General features: G+C 71.0%; 12 protein-coding genes. All 12 read left to right on the forward strand.

The window, feature by feature from the left end; translation table 11 throughout:
• Positions 1-5: 5 nt before the first annotated feature.
• The 12 genes from pyrE (at position 6) to efeB (ending at position 15059) form a co-directional block, all read left to right on the forward strand.
• Positions 6-575, forward strand: a complete 570-nt coding sequence (gene pyrE, locus ACYU98_RS05170) for an orotate phosphoribosyltransferase (protein ID WP_460467124.1) — start codon at positions 6-8, stop codon at positions 573-575.
• 286 nt (positions 576-861) lie between these two features.
• Positions 862-2226 (forward strand): MFS transporter, encoded by a 1365-nt coding sequence (locus ACYU98_RS05175; protein WP_460467125.1) that lies wholly within the window; start codon positions 862-864, stop codon positions 2224-2226.
• Positions 2227-2233: 7 nt separating this feature from the next.
• Complete coding sequence (locus ACYU98_RS05180; protein ID WP_460467126.1) at positions 2234-4342, forward strand: molybdopterin oxidoreductase family protein; 2109 nt, start codon at positions 2234-2236, stop codon at positions 4340-4342.
• Positions 4339-5799 carry an FAD-dependent oxidoreductase gene (locus tag ACYU98_RS05185; protein WP_460467127.1) on the forward strand — a complete coding sequence of 487 codons (1461 nt, stop codon included), beginning with the start codon at positions 4339-4341 and terminating at the stop codon, positions 5797-5799. The genes ACYU98_RS05180 and ACYU98_RS05185 overlap by 4 nt, the downstream gene beginning before the upstream one ends.
• A 133-nt stretch (positions 5800-5932) precedes the next feature.
• Positions 5933-8497, forward strand: coding sequence for a nitrite reductase large subunit NirB (gene nirB, locus ACYU98_RS05190; RefSeq protein ID WP_460467128.1), 2565 nt, complete (start codon positions 5933-5935; stop codon positions 8495-8497).
• Positions 8494-8865 carry a nitrite reductase small subunit NirD gene (nirD, locus tag ACYU98_RS05195; RefSeq protein ID WP_460467129.1) on the forward strand — a complete coding sequence of 124 codons (372 nt, stop codon included), beginning with the start codon at positions 8494-8496 and terminating at the stop codon, positions 8863-8865. The genes nirB and nirD overlap by 4 nt, the downstream gene beginning before the upstream one ends.
• Positions 8862-9950 (forward strand): uroporphyrinogen-III C-methyltransferase, encoded by a 1089-nt coding sequence (cobA, locus tag ACYU98_RS05200; protein WP_460467130.1) that lies wholly within the window; start codon positions 8862-8864, stop codon positions 9948-9950. Before nirD ends, cobA begins: the two co-directional genes overlap by 4 nt.
• Positions 9950-11071 (forward strand): uroporphyrinogen-III synthase, encoded by a 1122-nt coding sequence (locus ACYU98_RS05205; protein WP_460467131.1) that lies wholly within the window; start codon positions 9950-9952, stop codon positions 11069-11071. The genes cobA and ACYU98_RS05205 overlap by 1 nt, the downstream gene beginning before the upstream one ends.
• A gap of 53 nt (positions 11072-11124) precedes the next feature.
• The gene (locus ACYU98_RS05210; protein WP_460467414.1) at positions 11125-11739 is read left to right on the forward strand and encodes a sirohydrochlorin chelatase; all 615 of its coding nucleotides are present in this window, start codon (positions 11125-11127) and stop codon (positions 11737-11739) included.
• A 39-nt stretch (positions 11740-11778) separates the two neighbouring features.
• On the forward strand, positions 11779-12579 hold the full coding sequence (locus ACYU98_RS05215) for a LemA family protein (protein WP_460467132.1): 801 nt from the start codon (positions 11779-11781) through the stop codon (positions 12577-12579).
• A gap of 60 nt (positions 12580-12639) precedes the next feature.
• The gene (locus tag ACYU98_RS05220) at positions 12640-13851 is read left to right on the forward strand and encodes an EfeM/EfeO family lipoprotein (RefSeq protein ID WP_460467133.1); all 1212 of its coding nucleotides are present in this window, start codon (positions 12640-12642) and stop codon (positions 13849-13851) included.
• Positions 13848-15059: an iron uptake transporter deferrochelatase/peroxidase subunit gene (gene efeB / locus ACYU98_RS05225; protein ID WP_460467134.1), complete on the forward strand. Its 1212-nt coding sequence runs from the start codon at positions 13848-13850 to the stop codon at positions 15057-15059. The genes ACYU98_RS05220 and efeB overlap by 4 nt, the downstream gene beginning before the upstream one ends.
• The last annotated feature ends 81 nt before the right edge of the window (positions 15060-15140 follow it).

A 15140-nucleotide genomic window follows, 5' to 3' on the forward strand; every position in this document is an offset into this window, starting at 1 on the left:
GGGGCGTGACCGACAAGCTGACCGACATCGCTGCCGACCGTGACCGCCTGCTCGAACTCATCAAGGGGAACGCCGTGGTGCACGGCAGGGTGACCCTGTCGTCCGGCAAGGAGGCCGACTACTACGTCGATCTGCGCCGCATCTCACTGTCCGGTGAGGCGGCTCCGCTGGTCGGTCGGGTCATGCGCGACCTCACCCGGGAGCTGTCCTACGAGGCGGTCGGCGGCCTGACCCTGGGTGCCGACCCGGTCGCCACGTCGATGCTGCACGCCGCAGCTGCGGCGGGTGAGCGGTTGGACGCGTTCGTCGTCCGCAAGCAGGGCAAGGCCCACGGCTTGCAGCAGCGGATCGAGGGCCCGTCCATCGCCGGGCGACGTGTCGTGGTCGTCGAGGACACCACCACGACCGGTGCCTCGCCGCTGGAGGCGGTCAAGGCGGCGCGCGAGATCGGCGCCGAGGTGGTGGCCGTCGCGACCATCGCCGACCGCGCGACCGGCGCCCAGCAGATCATCGAGCAGGAGGCCGGGGTGCCCTACCTCGCCGCGTTCTCGATGGCCGACCTCGGCCTGGCCTGAGCCGGTTCGTCCGCCACCTCGGTGGCGTGGCGCGACCGGAGTGGCGGACGAGTGGCGAACGAGTGGACGGTGTGACGCACCTCTCACCGCCGTCGTACCCCGGTGCCGTAGGAACGTCGTCGCAGGTCAGCGACGTACGAACCAGGACTTCTCACCGCCCGCCGAACGGACGGTGAGCCACTGGTGACGTCGGCGTTACCGCAACGCGTCGTCGGCTGAAACACCCGCTGCCTAGCTTTCCGGCCACCAGCCCACCGTCCGGGTGGGCCCGGCCGCCGGAGGCGCCATGGCCATCACCGCTGCAGCACCCGTCGAGGACCTTGCCCCACCGATCACCCGCCGCCCGGGCCGGTGGATCGACGACTGGGAGCCGGAGGACGCCGCGCAGTGGGCGGCCGGCGGACGTACGACCGCACACCGGAACCTGTGGCTGTCGGTCGCCGCCGAGTTCCTCGGCTTCGGGGTGTTCGCGATCTGGGGGATCGTGGTCCCCCAACTGGCCGCGTACGGCTACAGCTTCTCGGACAGCCAGCAGCTGTGGCTGCTGTCGGTGCCGACGCTGGTCGGCGCGACGCTGCGCCTGCCGTACACCTTCGCGGTGCCGCGCTTCGGTGGCCGCAACTGGACGATCGTCTCGGCGTTGCTGCTGTTGCTGCCGAGCGTGGGGCTCGCCCTCGCCCTGCGTGCGCACGCCGGGTTCGGGACGTTGCTGGTGGTGGCGGCGCTCGCCGGGGTCGGCGGCGGCAACTTCGCGTCGTCGATGACGAACATCTCCTTCTTCTTCCCGGCCGCCGAGAAGGGGCGGGCCCTCGGGCTGAACGCCGCCGGAGGCAACCTCGGCACCGCGGCCGTGCAGTTCGCCATCCCGTTCGTGGTGGTGTGGGGCTCGGCGACGGTCAGCGATCCGGACCTGCCGCTGGCCGGCTGGGTGTTCGTGCCGCTCTGCCTGCTCGCCGCGCTGGCCGCCTGGCGGTTCATGGACAACCTCAGCACCGCGACCTCCGACAAGCGCTCGTTCCTGCGGGCCGCCCACCGGAAGCACACCTGGCTGCTCGCGGTGCTCTACCTCGGCACCTTCGGCTCGTTCATCGGGTTCGCTGGGGTCTTCCCCAAGCTGCTGCACGACGCCTTCCCGCAGCACGGCCTGAAGCTCGCCTTCCTCGGCGCGCTGGTCGGCTCCCTGTCGCGGCCGTTCGGCGGCTGGATCGCCGACCGGCTCGGCGGCTGGGTCGTGACCGTCGGCTCGCTGGTGGCGATGGCGATCGGCGCGGCCGGTGCCGTCCAGGCCCTCGGCGGCAAGAACTTCACGTTGTTCCTGCTCAGCTTCCTGTGGCTGTTCGTCTTCACCGGCGTCGGCAACGGCTCGATCTACCGGATGATCCCGGCGGTCTTCGACGCGACCACCCCGGACCGCTCGGTCGAGGGGCTGGCCGCGTCGCGCCGGCTGGCCGCGGGCGCCATCGGCATCGTCGGCGCGATCGGGGCGTACGGCGGATTCCTGGTGCCGCAGGCGTTCTCGCTGTCCAAGGCGCGGGCCGGTTCGATCGTCCCGGCGCTGTGGGCGATCCTCACGGTCTACCTGGCGATGGCACTGCTGACCTGGGCCGTGTACGGGCGGCGCGGTGCGGCCCTGCAGCGGCACGCGGTCTGAGCCGCTGATGCACACTCAGGCCGATACCCACTGCCCGTACTGCGCGATGCAGTGTGCGATGACCCTCCGGCGAGGCGACGACGGCGCGGTCACCGTGACCCCGCGGGACTTCCCGACCAACCGTGGCGGGCTGTGCCAGAAGGGCTGGACCAGCGCCGAACTGCTGACCACGCCCGACCGGCTCACCGAGCCGCTGCTGCGCGGCACCGACGGCGAGCTGCACCCGGCGAGCTGGGAGGAGGCGTACGCCCGGATCGTCACCGGGGTACGAGCCGCGCAGGGCGCGGGCGGCTCGGACGCGGTGGCGGTGTTCGGCGGTGGCGGCCTGACCAACGAGAAGGCCTACACGATCGGCAAGTTCGCCCGGATCGCGTTGGGCACCAGCCTGATCGACTACAACGGCCGGTTCTGCATGTCGTCGGCGGCGGCCGCCGGCAACCGGGCGTTCGGACTCGATCGTGGGCTGCCCTTCCCACTGGCCGATCTCGGTGGCGCCGACGTGGTGCTGCTGGTCGGCAGCAACCTCGCCGAGACGATGCCTCCGGCGGTGCAGCACCTCGGCGAGGTGCGCGACCGGGGCGGTCTCGTGGTCGTCGACCCGCGGGTCTCGGCCACTGCCGCGCTGACCGCGGACGGGCACGGCGTGCACCTGCGCAACCAGCCGGGCACCGACGTCGTGCTGCTGCTCGGGCTGCTGCACGCGGTGATCGGCGCCGAGGGGTCGGACTCGGCGTACCTCGAGCAGCGGGTGACGGGGTGGGAGGAGGTGGCCCGGGAAGCGGCGCAGTGGTGGCCGGAGCGTGTCGAGACCGTCACCGGGGTGCCCGCGCAGCAGCTGCGCCGGGTCGCCGAGCTGCTGGTCGCCGCGTCGCCGGCACGCGGCGGCCGGGGCGCGTACGTGCTCACCGGACGGGGCGCGGAACAGCACGCCCACGGCACCGCCACCGTCACCGCGGCCATCGACCTGGCGCTCGGCCTGGGCCTGCCCGGCCGGGTGGGCAGCGGCTACGGCTGCATCACCGGCCAGGGCAACGGGCAGGGCGGCCGCGAGCACGGGCAGAAGTGCGACCAACTGCCCGGCTACCGCTCGATCACCGATCCCGCGGCGCGGGCCCACGTCGCCGGCGTGTGGGGCGTCGACCCGTCCGTCATCCCCGGGCCGGGACGGCCTGCCGTCGAACTGCTCCGGTCGCTGGGCGTCGACGGAGGACCGCGGGTGCTCTTCGTGCACGGCGCGAACCCCGCGGTGTCCGCGCCCGACGCGGGCCGCGTACGGGCCGGGCTGGCGGCGCTGGACCTGCTGGTGGTCGCCGACTTCGTGCTCTCGGAGACCGCGGCGCTCGCCGACGTGGTGCTGCCAGTGCCGCAGTGGGCCGAGGAGCGCGGCACGATGACCTCGCTCGAGGGACGTGTGCTGCGCCGCCGTCCTGTCATGGATCCACCGACACAGGTACGTGACGAGCTGCGGATCTGGGCCGATCTGGCCGAGCTGCTCGGTGCGCCGGTGCCGTTCGTCACCGACCCCGACGCGGTGTTGCGCGAGCTGAACCGGGCCAGCGCCGGCGGCATCGCCGACTACGGCGACGTCACTCCCGAGCGCGTCGAGTCCGGTGCCGAGATCTTCTGGCCGGCCCCGGTCGGCGCCGACCACACGCCGCGCCTCTTCCTCGAGCGCTTTCCCACCCCCGACGGCCGGGCGCGGGCGATCGTGCCCGCCGTCGCCGGTGTGGCCGACGACCTGCGCGACGACGCGCCGATGTACCTGCTGACCGGGCGGGTGCTGCGGCAGTACCAGTCCGGCGCGCAGACGCGGCGCATCCCGGCGCTGGGTCGACCCGGTGACCACGCGTACGCGCAACTGCACCCGCTCACCGCCCGCCGCCTCGGGATCGAGGAGGGCACGGGAGTGGAGGTGAGCTCGGCCCGAGGCACGGTCGTCGTACGAGCCGTGCTGACCGAGGCCGTCGACCGGGACAGCGTGTTCGTGCCCTTCCACCACGACGGCGCTGTGGTCGTCAACGACCTCACCAACCCCGCGGTCGACCCGGTCAGCGGGATGCCCGAGTTCAAGGTCTGTGCGGTCAGCGTCCGCCCGGCCGGGCCGGGGGCGGCGTGAAGCGCGTCGTCGTCATCGGCCACGGGATGGTGGCGGCCCGCTTCCTGCAGGACCTCGACCGGATCGCGCGCGAGGCCGGGCACGCCATCGAGATGACGGTGCTCGGCGACGAGCCGCACGAGCCGTACAACCGCCTGTTGCTCTCGGAGGTGATCGCCGGGCGGGCGTCCCTCGGCGGGCTCACCCTGCCTGCTCCGCCGGCCGGAACACGGGTGCTGCGCGACATCGCCGCCGTACGGGTCGATCGCGCGCGGCGCGTGGTCGTCGACGCGATCGGTGGCGAGTACCCGTACGACACGGTCGTGTTCGCTACCGGTGCCCGGCCGCGGATCCCGCTTCCTCGGGGCGACCTGCGCGGGATCCGCGCGCTGCGCACGCTCGACGACTGCCGTGATCTGCTCGCCTCCGCCGTTCCCGGGCGGAGGGTGGCCGTCGTCGGCGGTGGCCTGCTCGGCCTCGAGTTGGCCTGCGGGCTGCGCGGTCGCGGAGTCGAGGTCGTGGTCCTGCACCGGTCGGCGACGCTGATGGAACGGCAACTCGACGACCCGGCCGCGGAAGTCGTACGGGCAAGCCTGCAGGACAACGGGATCGACATCGAGCTCGACGCCCGGATCGCGCAGCTGCAGGAGCGGCACGGCCACGTCTCGGCCGTACGGCTGGACGACGGACGCACGCTGCCGGTCGATCTGGTGGTCGTCAGCGCCGGGGTGGAGCCGAACGCCCAGCTGGCCCGGGAGGCCGGGCTGCCGGTGGACCACGGCATCGTGGTCGGCGCCGATCTGCGCTCACCGGCGGATGCCGCCGTCGCCGCGATCGGTGACTGTGCCGAAGTAGAGGGCCGCTGGACCGGGCTGCTCGCCCCGGGCTGGGACCAGGCCGCCCGATTGGCCGCAGAACTGTGTGGGCAGGACCCGGACAGACGTGAGACCGCTGTCGACATCGTGAAGCTCAAGGCGGTCGGCCTCAGTGTCGTCGCGCTCGGAACGATCGACCCCGAACACCGCGTGGTGAGGCTGAGCGATCACGCCGGCCGCCGGTCGCTGGCGGTGTCGGTCGCGCACGGCCGGGTCACGGGCGCGGTGTGTGTCGGGGACGCCGCAGTCGCGGCCGCCCTGACCACGGCGTACGAACGGCGCAGCGCGGTGCCGGACGACCCTGCCTTCCTGCTGCTCGGCGCCTTGCCCGGAGCCGCCGCCGAGGCGACCACGCCGCAGGCGATGCCCGGTTCCGCGACCGTCTGCCGGTGCAACGGGGTCACCAAGAAGACCGTCGTCGAGGCCCATCTGGCCGGCGCGCGCACCGTCGAGGCCGTGGCGCGGACGACCCGCGCGACCACCGGATGCGGCGGCTGCCGCGACGTGGTGTGTGGGTTGCTGGGGTGGATGGACGAGGTCGATCCGCCGGAGTCCGCGACCGCACCCGTGACCGGATCTCACCGTGCGGTGGCGGCCGAATGAGACAGATGTTTCACGCCCGAAATATTCGGCGCGGGCCACCGAAACACCCGATTCCTAGCGTCGTCCCAGGCGCGACACCCCCGCAATCGCCCGTAGATCTCCCGTCATCGCCCGTAATCGTCAGGAGCACGACATGACCGACACCCACGTAGTCGTCGTCGGCGGCGGCATGGTCGCCCATCGGTTCGTGGAGGCGCTGCGGTCCCGCGACCCGCAGCGCACCCACCGGGTGACGGTGCTGGCCGAGGAGCCGCGCCCGCCGTACGACCGCGTCGGCCTCACGACGTACTTCACCGGCCGCGACCCCGAGGACCTCAACCTCGGCGACGAGCAGTTGTGGAGCGACCCGTCGGTGCGGCTGCGCAAGGGCGTCGCGGCGCTGTCGGTGGACCGCGGGCAGAAGACCGTGCGACTGAGCACCGGCGAGACCCTCGCGTACGACCACCTCGTGCTGGCCACCGGCTCGTACGCCGCGGTGCCCCCAGTCGCCGGCAACGACCTGCGGGGCTGCTTCGTCTACCGCACGATCGACGACGTCGCCGACCTGCGCGCGTACGTCGAGAAGCTGCGCGCGGACCACCCGGACCGGCCGGTCCGCGGCGCCGTCGTCGGCGGCGGGCTGCTCGGGCTCGAGGCCGCCGGGGCCTTGCAGGCGCTCGGCGCGGAGTCGACCGTGGTCGAGTTCGCACCGCGGCTCATGCCGCTGCAGGTCGACGAGGGCGGCGGCGCCCAGCTCGAGCGGATGATCGAGGCGCTCGGGGTGCGGGTGCGCACCGGCACCGCCACCGAGCGGGTGCTGGACCGCAAGAGCGGCCGCGTACGGGGCATGCGGTTCGCGGGCGGGGACACCATCGACGTCGAGGTGGTCGTCTTCGCCACCGGCGTCCGGCCGCGCGACGAACTCGCCCGGGACGCAGCGCTGCCGGTCGGTGAGCGCGGTGGCGTGGTGATCGACGACCGATGCCTGACCGAGGATCCGTCGATCAGCGCCGTCGGCGAGGTGGCCTGCCTCGACGGCCGCGTCTGGGGCCTGGTCGCGCCGGGGTACGCGATGGCCGAGGTGACGGTCGACCGACTGCTCGGCGGCGCGGCGACCGTCCCCGCGCCGGACGCCTCCACCAAGCTCAAGCTGCTCGGTGTCGACGTCGCCTCGTTCGGCGACGCCTTCGGCACCACGCCGGGATGCCTGGAGGTGGCGTACACCGACGCGGTCAACGGGGTCTACAAGAAGCTCGTCGTCTCCGACGACGCGCGCACCCTGCTCGGCGGGATCCTGGTCGGCGACGCCACGCCGTACGCGACCCTGCGGCCGCTGGTCGGCCGCCCGCTCAGCGCCGACCCGGCGGCCCTGATCGCCCCGGAGGGCGGAGCCGCCGTGAGCGTCGAACTGCCCGACGACGCCTCGGTCTGCTCGTGCAACAACGTGGCCGCCGGACAGATCCGGGCCGCCGTCACCGAAGGCGGCTGCTGCTCGGTCGGAGAGGTGAAGGCCTGCACCAAGGCCGGAACGAGCTGCGGGTCCTGCCTGCCGCTGGTCAAGAAGCTCACCGAGACCGAGCTGGCCAAGAGCGGGGTGGCGGTCAGCAAGGCGTTGTGCGAGCACTTCGCGATGAGCCGCGCAGAGCTGTTCCAGATCGTCCAGGTCACCGGGTTGCGGACCTTCTCGGAGATCGTCGGGCGGCACGGATCCGGACACGGGTGCGACATCTGCAAGCCGACCGTCGCCTCGATTCTCGCCAGCACCAGCGCGGATCACATCCTCGACGGCGAGCGGGGCTCGTTGCAGGACACCAACGACCACATGCTCGCCAACCTGCAGAAGGACGGCAGCTACTCGGTGGTGCCGCGCATCGCCGGCGGCGAGATCACACCCGAGGGCCTGATCGCGATCGGCGCCGTGGCCCGCGACTTCGACCTCTACACCAAGATCACCGGCGGTCAACGGATCGACATGTTCGGCGCCCGGGTCGACCAGCTGCCGGCCATCTGGCGCCGATTGGTCGACGCCGGCTTCGAGTCCGGCCACGCGTACGGCAAGTCGCTGCGCACGGTGAAGTCCTGCGTCGGGCGTACCTGGTGTCGCTACGGCGTGCAGGACTCCGTACGGATGGCCATCGACCTGGAACTGCGGTACCGCGGGCTGCGCTCGCCGCACAAGATCAAGCTGGGGGTCTCCGGCTGCGCCCGCGAATGCGCCGAGGCCCGCGGCAAGGACGTCGGGGTGATCGCCACCGAGTCCGGCTGGAACCTGTACGTCGGTGGCAACGGGGGCTTCACCCCGCGGCACGCGCAGCTGTTCGCCGAGGATCTGGACGACGCGGGACTGGTGCGGGCGATCGACCGCTTCCTCATGTACTACGTGCGCACCGCGGACCGGTTGCAGCGCACCGCGCCGTGGCTGGAGGAGATCGAGGGCGGCATCGACCACGTACGCGCCGTCGTGCTGGACGACGCGCTCGGCATCGCCGCCGATCTCGACGCCGCGATGGCCCGGCACGTCGAGTCCTACTCCGACGAGTGGAGCGACGTGCTGGAGGACCCGGCCAAGCTCGCCCGCTTCGCCGCCTTCGTCAACGACGACCGCCCCGACGACCTGCCGTACGTCCGCGAACGCGGGCAGCGCCGCCCGGCCGACGAGTCCGAACGAGACGATCCGGCGGTGCTGATCGCCGGCCCGAGACTGGAGGTGCGCGCATGACGTGGACGACCGTGGCGCGATGGGACGACCTGCCGCCCGAGCGGGCCGTGGCGGCCCGGGTGGGCGATGCCCAGGTCGCCGTCGTGCGCACCGCGCAGGACACGGTGCACGCGGTGGGCAACCTGGACCCGTACAGCGGGGCGCAGGTGATGTCGCGCGGCATCGTGGGATCGATCCGGGTCGACGGGGCGCAACGCCGTACGATTGCCTCTCCGATGTACAAGCAGGCATTCGACCTCGAGACCGGTCGCTGCACCACCGATCCCCGGGTGAATCTCGGCGTGTGGCAGGTGCAGGTCAGGTCGGGGTCTGTCGAGATCGGTGCCCCGGTGACCGAGCCGGCGGCGCCCCAGGAGGACCCGGAATGAGCACGGCCTTCGATCTCGACCTGTCCGGTCGCCGCGTCCTGGTCGTGGGTGGCGGACCCGTCGCCGCCCTCCGGGTCGCCGACCTGCGGGCCGAGGGAGCCGAGGTCGTCGTCCACGCCGAGACGATCTGCGAGGACCTGCGGGACGCGTACGCCGACGGCGCGATCCGCTGGTCACCGGTCGAACCCGACGAGTCGGCTGTGGCCGAGGCCTGGCTGATCAGCCTGCAGGACGGGATCGACGACGACGTACGCACCCGGGTCGCGGCGCTCGCCCACGCCCACCGCGTCTGGTGCGAGGGAGCCGATGCCCGGGTCTACGACGGCGTCGACCTCGACGCCTTCGTCGCGGAGAACGACCTGTCGCTGCGCCCGGCCCCGCACGACGGCCGCGTGGTGCTGGTCGGCGGCGGACCGGGCGCCGACGACCTGATCACCGTCCGTGGGCGCCGCGAGCTGGCCAAGGCCGACGTCGTCGTCACCGACCGGCTCGCGCCGCTGGGACTCGTGCGCCGGCTGGCCGCCCACGCCGAGATCATCGACGTCGGCAAGACGCCATACCACCACCCCGTGCCGCAGCACGAGATCAACGCGATCCTGGTCGACCGTGCGCGCCGGGGTCAGTACGTCGTACGTCTCAAGGGTGGCGACCCGTTCGTGCTCGGTCGGGGCGGCGAGGAGTGGCTCGCGTGTCGGGACGCTGGGATCGAGGTCGAGGTGGTGCCGGGCATCAGCTCCGCGTTCGCCGCGCCGTTGGCCGGGCTGATTCCGGTGACTCATCGAGGCGTGGCCAGCGGGGTGTTGACCATCTCTGGCCACGACGAGGTGTCGCCGGAGTTGCTCGCGCAGTGGCCACACACCATCGTGGTGCTGATGGGCATGGGCCGGCTCGCCGAGTTGTGCGCCAACCTCATCCGAGCCGGCAAGAGCCCCATGACCGCGGTCGCCGTGGTCCACCGGGCCTACTCAGACCAGCAATTGATCGTGCGCGGCACCCTCGGTGACATCACGGCGCAGGTGCTGGCCGCTCAGATGGGCAACCCATCGGTCATCGTCATCGGTGACGTCGTCGGTCAGTTGTCCTGATGGCGATTCCAGATCTTGCCGGCCAGTTGACCGGCGCCCGGATCGTGGTCACCGCGCAGCGCCGCAGCGCCGAGCTGGGCGCCGCCCTTGAACGGCGCGGCGCTCGGATTGACCACGCACCCGCGCTCAGCGTCATCCCTCACGTCGACGATGAAGCCCTCGTCGCTCAGACCCGCGCGTTGATCCAGCAGCCGCCAGACATCGTGGTGGTCACGACCGGTGTTGGGTTCACCGGTTGGATGGAGGCAGCCGACGCCGCCGGACTGTCTGGACCGCTGACCGCTGTTCTCGGCTCTGCCCGGCTCATCGCCCGCGGGCCGAAATCGCGGGGCGCGATCCAAGCCGCTGGGTTCATCCCCGACTGGGTGGCGGAGTCTGAGACGAACGCCGAGGTGCAGGAGTTTCTGCTCTCCGAAGGAGTCGCAGCCAGTCGAATTGCGGTGCAACACCATGGTTCTGGCGCCGACGGCATCGATGAAGCGTTGGCCCAGGCCGGAGCTGACGTGGTGTCCCTGGTCGTCTACCGCTGGGGTCCGGCCCCCGATCAACGGGCGGTCGAACGTGCCATCACCACGCTGGCTCGGCGCGAGTGCGACGCGATCGTCTTTACCTCGGCGCCTGGGGTGGTCGCCTTCCTGGCCGCCGCCCGGGAAGCCGATCTGGAAGCGGAGTGCATCGCGGCGCTGCGCGATCCACGCGGGGTAGTCGCCGCCGTTGTCGGTGATATCACGGCCGCTCCGCTGCGGGCCGTCGGGGTCGAGCCGTTGGTGCCCGATCGGTTCCGGCTCGGTGCCCTGGTTCGCGTGTTGGTCGTCGAATTGGCCGGTCGGCGCTCGCTGGCCGTGGCCACGACGGCCGGCGAACTGCGGGTCCTGCGTAATGCAGCCCTGCTCGACGGTCACCCGCTCGCGCTGCCCCCAGCTGGGCTGATCGTGCTCCGCCTGCTGGCCGAGGCCGGTGGGGCGGTTGTCACCCGCGATCAGATCCTCGCCGCCCTGCCCGGGGCCGGTGATGCCCATGCGGCCGAGGTGGCGGTAGCGCGACTGCGCGATGCGGTGCCCTGTCGCGACCTGGTGACCACGGTGGTGAAGCGGGGCTATCGGCTCGCCGTCGCGCTGTGAGCGACGCCCTTGTCGTCTGCGCCCACGGCACCGACGATCCCGCTGGCCAACTGGTGGTTGCGCAACTGACAGCGCTCGTCGCGGCGCGCTTGCCGCAGGTTCAGGTCGTCGCGGCGTACGTCGATGTGCAGCAGCCCGAGCTCGCGCAGCTCGTTGATCGGCTTGTCGGACACCATGATTCGGTCACCGTCGTGCCGTTGTTGTTGTCGTACGGCTTCCACTTGGAGGTCGATGTCGCCGCGGCGATTGCTCCCCACCCGAACGCCCGATCGACCGGCCAACTGGGGCCACATCCGGTATTGGCCGACGTCTTGGCCGACCGGTTGACCGAGGCGGGAGCGCGCAGCGGTGAGCCGGTCGTGCTGGCCGTTGCCGGATCGTCTCGGCCGGCTGCCCGCCACGACGCCGAGCAGATGCGGCAACTGTTGAGCAGTCGGTGGGGTGGCTCGGTCGGCCTGGGGTTCTTGTCGGCAGTCACTCCCACGGTGGCAGACGCCTTGCTCGACTCACCAGCGGCAGCCGTGGCGGCGTACCTCATCGGGCCTGGCTTCTTCCAGCGCAAGTTGGCGCAGGTCGCAGCGGAGGTGGGCACGGCGTGCATCGCGCAGCCGCTGGGCGCGGACCCTCGGCTGGCCGATCTCGTCGTGGCGGCCTACCGCGCCGGTTAGGGTTGTCAGCAGTCAGCCAATCGGAGGGAAACAACCGCCATGCTGTGGTTCCTGCTCGCCATTCTCGTGATCATCGTGTTGCTCGTCGTCTGGGGCATCTCGATGTATAACGGGCTCGTCAAACTGCGCAACCAGGTGCAGGAGGCTTGGCATCAGATCGACGTTGAGCTCAAGCGCCGCCATGACCTGATCCCGAACCTGATCGAGACGGTCAAGGGTTATGCCCAACACGAGCGGCAGACCCTTGATGAGGTGTTGCGGGCGCGCAGCGCGGCGATCAGCGGCGGCAACAACCCGGCCGCGGCGGCCGCCAACGAGGGCCAGTTGACTCAGGCGCTGGGCCGATTGATGGCCATCGCCGAGGCCTACCCCGACTTGAAGTCGAACACCAACTTCCTTGGCCTGCAACAGGAATTGTCGTCGACCGAAGACCGGATCGCCTCTGGCCGCCGGTATTACAACGCCGTGGTGCGGGAGCTGAACACCAAGATCGAGTCGATTCCGACCAAGTTCCTGGCCGGGCCGGCTGGTGTCGCTCGGGCCGAATACTTCGAGGCCGACGGGGCTGAGCGCAATGCGCCAAGCGTCAACTTCGGCACCGGCCCTGGCGGAACCGCAGGTGGGCCTGGCGGGTTCAACATGCCCGACCCGGCCAGCCCGGTCGAGCCGCAGTCGACGGCCTACCCGCAGCTCGAACAGCAACAGCAGGCGCCGAATCCGCTTCCCGGGCAGGGTTATCCGCAGCAGCAGGGCCAGCCGCAGTATCCGACTCAGAATCAGCAGTCGGCTCCGCAGAACTACCCGCAGCAGGGCGGCCCGCAGGGTTATCCGGGTCAGTAGGGGCAAACTCGCAGGTTCAGTTCACCTGCTGTTCGTCCGCTGGGGGCAGGGTGGTCACTCGTGTTCCCAGATCGCCCCACCGTGGCCCGCGCGCGCTGGCTGCCAACGCTCACGGCCGGGTTGCTCGGCGCCGCTCTCGTCGCTGGCTGCACCGATAGCCCCGCCCAGTCGAGTCGATCCGCCGCTGGGGCGAGTTCCTCGGCCGCCGGGGTCGCCGCGGCGCCTCAGGTCTCGGTGGATGCCTCGGTCGACAGTTGTGGCCGCGGCTGGACCACCGGTCACGCCGGACAACAGACGATATCGGTGCACAACACCGACAGCCGCGGCGGCGAGGTCTATCTGACCGATCCGGCCGGCAAGGTCTATGCCGAGATCGACAACCTGGCGGCGGGCACCACGAGCGCCTTCTCCATCGAGCTCGGCCCGGGGTCCTATCTGTTCCACTGTGCGATGGAAGACGAGGCGACGGTCGCCGGCCGACCGGTCACCGTCACCGGAACCACCGCGCATCCCGCGGTGGGGGTGTTGCCGGTCAGTCAAGCCGACCTGTTGCCTGCCACGTTGGGCTACCAGAAGTACGTCACCGGAGCCTTGCCCGCCCTGATCACTCAGGTCACTGCCCTGCAGACCGACGTTCGTAGTGGCAATCGTGCTGCGGCAAAACGCGACTGGCTCACCGCCCACTTGTCGTACGAACGGCTGGGGGCGGCGTACGGCGCATTCGGCGATGCCGACACGAAGATCAACGGCCTCCCGTACGGACTGCCAAAGGGCACCGCCGATCCAGCCTGGACCGGCTTCCACGCGATCGAGAAGAGGTTGTGGAGCGGCGGCGACGCGCAGCAGCTGGTCGACACCTTGGTGACTGATGTACGAGCACTGCCAGCACAGTTCGCCAGCGAGCAGATCGACCCTCTTGAGGTCACTCTGCGGGCCCACGAGATCGTCGAAAACACGGTGCAATTTGAGCTGACTGGCAAGACCGACTTCGGCAGCCACTCGGGCTTGGCCACCGCGAGAGCCAACCTCGATGGCACCACCACGGTGCTGAACCTCCTCAAGCCGTTGCTGTCGACCCGGGGAGTCGACGTGGCCGGCTTGGAACGACAAGTCGGGACGGCACGCGCGGCGCTGGCCGGAACTGACCAGACGGCGCTCGCGGCGTTGCCTCGGCCCAAACGGCAAGCGATCAACGCCTCCATGAGTGCGCTGGCTGAGGCGCTGGCGCCGATTGCTTCCATCCTCGAACCCCGACTGTCGGAGCTGAAGTGACCATCGAACGACGCGCTCTCTTGCGCGGCGGCGCCCTCAGCGCCGGAGCAGCCGCCCTCACTGGAACCGGAGTGCTCGGGTTAGCGGCTGCCGACGGGGCCACGAACCCTCCGCAAGCGCCGGTGGCCTTCCACGGCGCCCACCAGGCAGGCGTGCTTGAGGCGCCACAACTGGCCTCGACCTTCCTCGCGCTCGACGTCACCGCGGCGAATCGCGCCGATCTCAGCGCGCTGCTGCACACCCTCACCGATCGCGCCCGCTTCCTGACGGCTGGCGGCACCCCACCGCAACTGGGCATCGCCGGGCCGCCCTCAGACAGCGGGATTCTGGGCCCGGTGGTGCCCGGCGACGGGCTGACCGTGACGGTCGGCGTCGGGTCGACCCTGTTCGATGACCGGTTTGGCTTGGCCGGGCGCAAGCCACTGCGCTTGCGCCCGATGGACACCTTCCCCGACGACGATCTCGACCCGGCGCGCTGCGGCGGAGACCTGGTCGTGCAGTTGGCCGCCCCGCACCGCGACACGATCGTGCACGCGATGCGTGACCTGCTGCGGCACACCCGAGGCGCGCTTCAGGTCCGGTGGCGGATCGACGGGTTCAGCAATCCGCCACGTCCCACCGGCGCGCCGCGCAACCTGCTCGGATTCCACGACGGCATCTCCAACCCGGCGGCCCGCGAGGCCGACACGCTCGTCTGGGCGAACGGTGGCGGCGAACCGGCATGGACGACGGGCGGCAGTTACCAGGTGGTCCGGGTGATCCGCATGCTGGTGGAGTTCTGGGATCGAGTGACCATCTCCGAGCAGGAGCGGATCATCGGCCGGCGGCGCGACAGCGGCGCCCCGCTGTCCGGCTCGAAGCTGAGCGACACTCCCGACTACGCCGACGACCCCAAGGGCCAGGCGATCCCGCTCGACGCCCACATCCGCCGCGCCAACCCGCGTACGGCGCAGACGGCACACGAGCGCATCCTGCGCCGGGCGTACAACTACGACCTGGGAGTCGACGACAACGGCAACCTGGACATGGGACTGATCTTCACCTGTTTCCAGCGTGACCTCGACCGTCAGTTCGTCGCCACGCAGAAGCGGTTGGCGGGGGAGCAACTGGCCGACTACATCTCGCCGGTCGGCGGCGGGTACTTCTTCACCCTGCCCGGCGTCACTAGCACATCCGACTACTACGGACGAGCCCTTCTGCAGGATTGACAGGGAACTGGCAGGTCCCGTTCCCCGGCTGGTCACTCGAACGCCGTACGCCGGTCGGGCAGATGACCGGAGGACGTAGCC

Source organism: Calidifontibacter terrae, assembly GCF_054778835.1.

Excerpts from the sequence above, each read along its gene's own strand:
- ACYU98_RS05175 (WP_460467125.1), top strand. The coding sequence starts at position 862 with ATGGCCATCACCGCTGCAGCACCCGTCGAGGACCTTGCCCCACCGATC.
- ACYU98_RS05180 (WP_460467126.1), top strand. The coding sequence starts at position 2,234 with ATGCACACTCAGGCCGATACCCACTGCCCGTACTGCGCGATGCAGTGT.
- nirB (WP_460467128.1), top strand. The coding sequence starts at position 5,933 with ATGACCGACACCCACGTAGTCGTCGTCGGCGGCGGCATGGTCGCCCAT.
- nirD (WP_460467129.1), top strand. The coding sequence starts at position 8,494 with ATGACGTGGACGACCGTGGCGCGATGGGACGACCTGCCGCCCGAGCGG.
- cobA (WP_460467130.1), top strand. The coding sequence starts at position 8,862 with ATGAGCACGGCCTTCGATCTCGACCTGTCCGGTCGCCGCGTCCTGGTC.
- ACYU98_RS05205 (WP_460467131.1), top strand. The coding sequence starts at position 9,950 with ATGGCGATTCCAGATCTTGCCGGCCAGTTGACCGGCGCCCGGATCGTG.
- ACYU98_RS05215 (WP_460467132.1), top strand. The coding sequence starts at position 11,779 with ATGCTGTGGTTCCTGCTCGCCATTCTCGTGATCATCGTGTTGCTCGTC.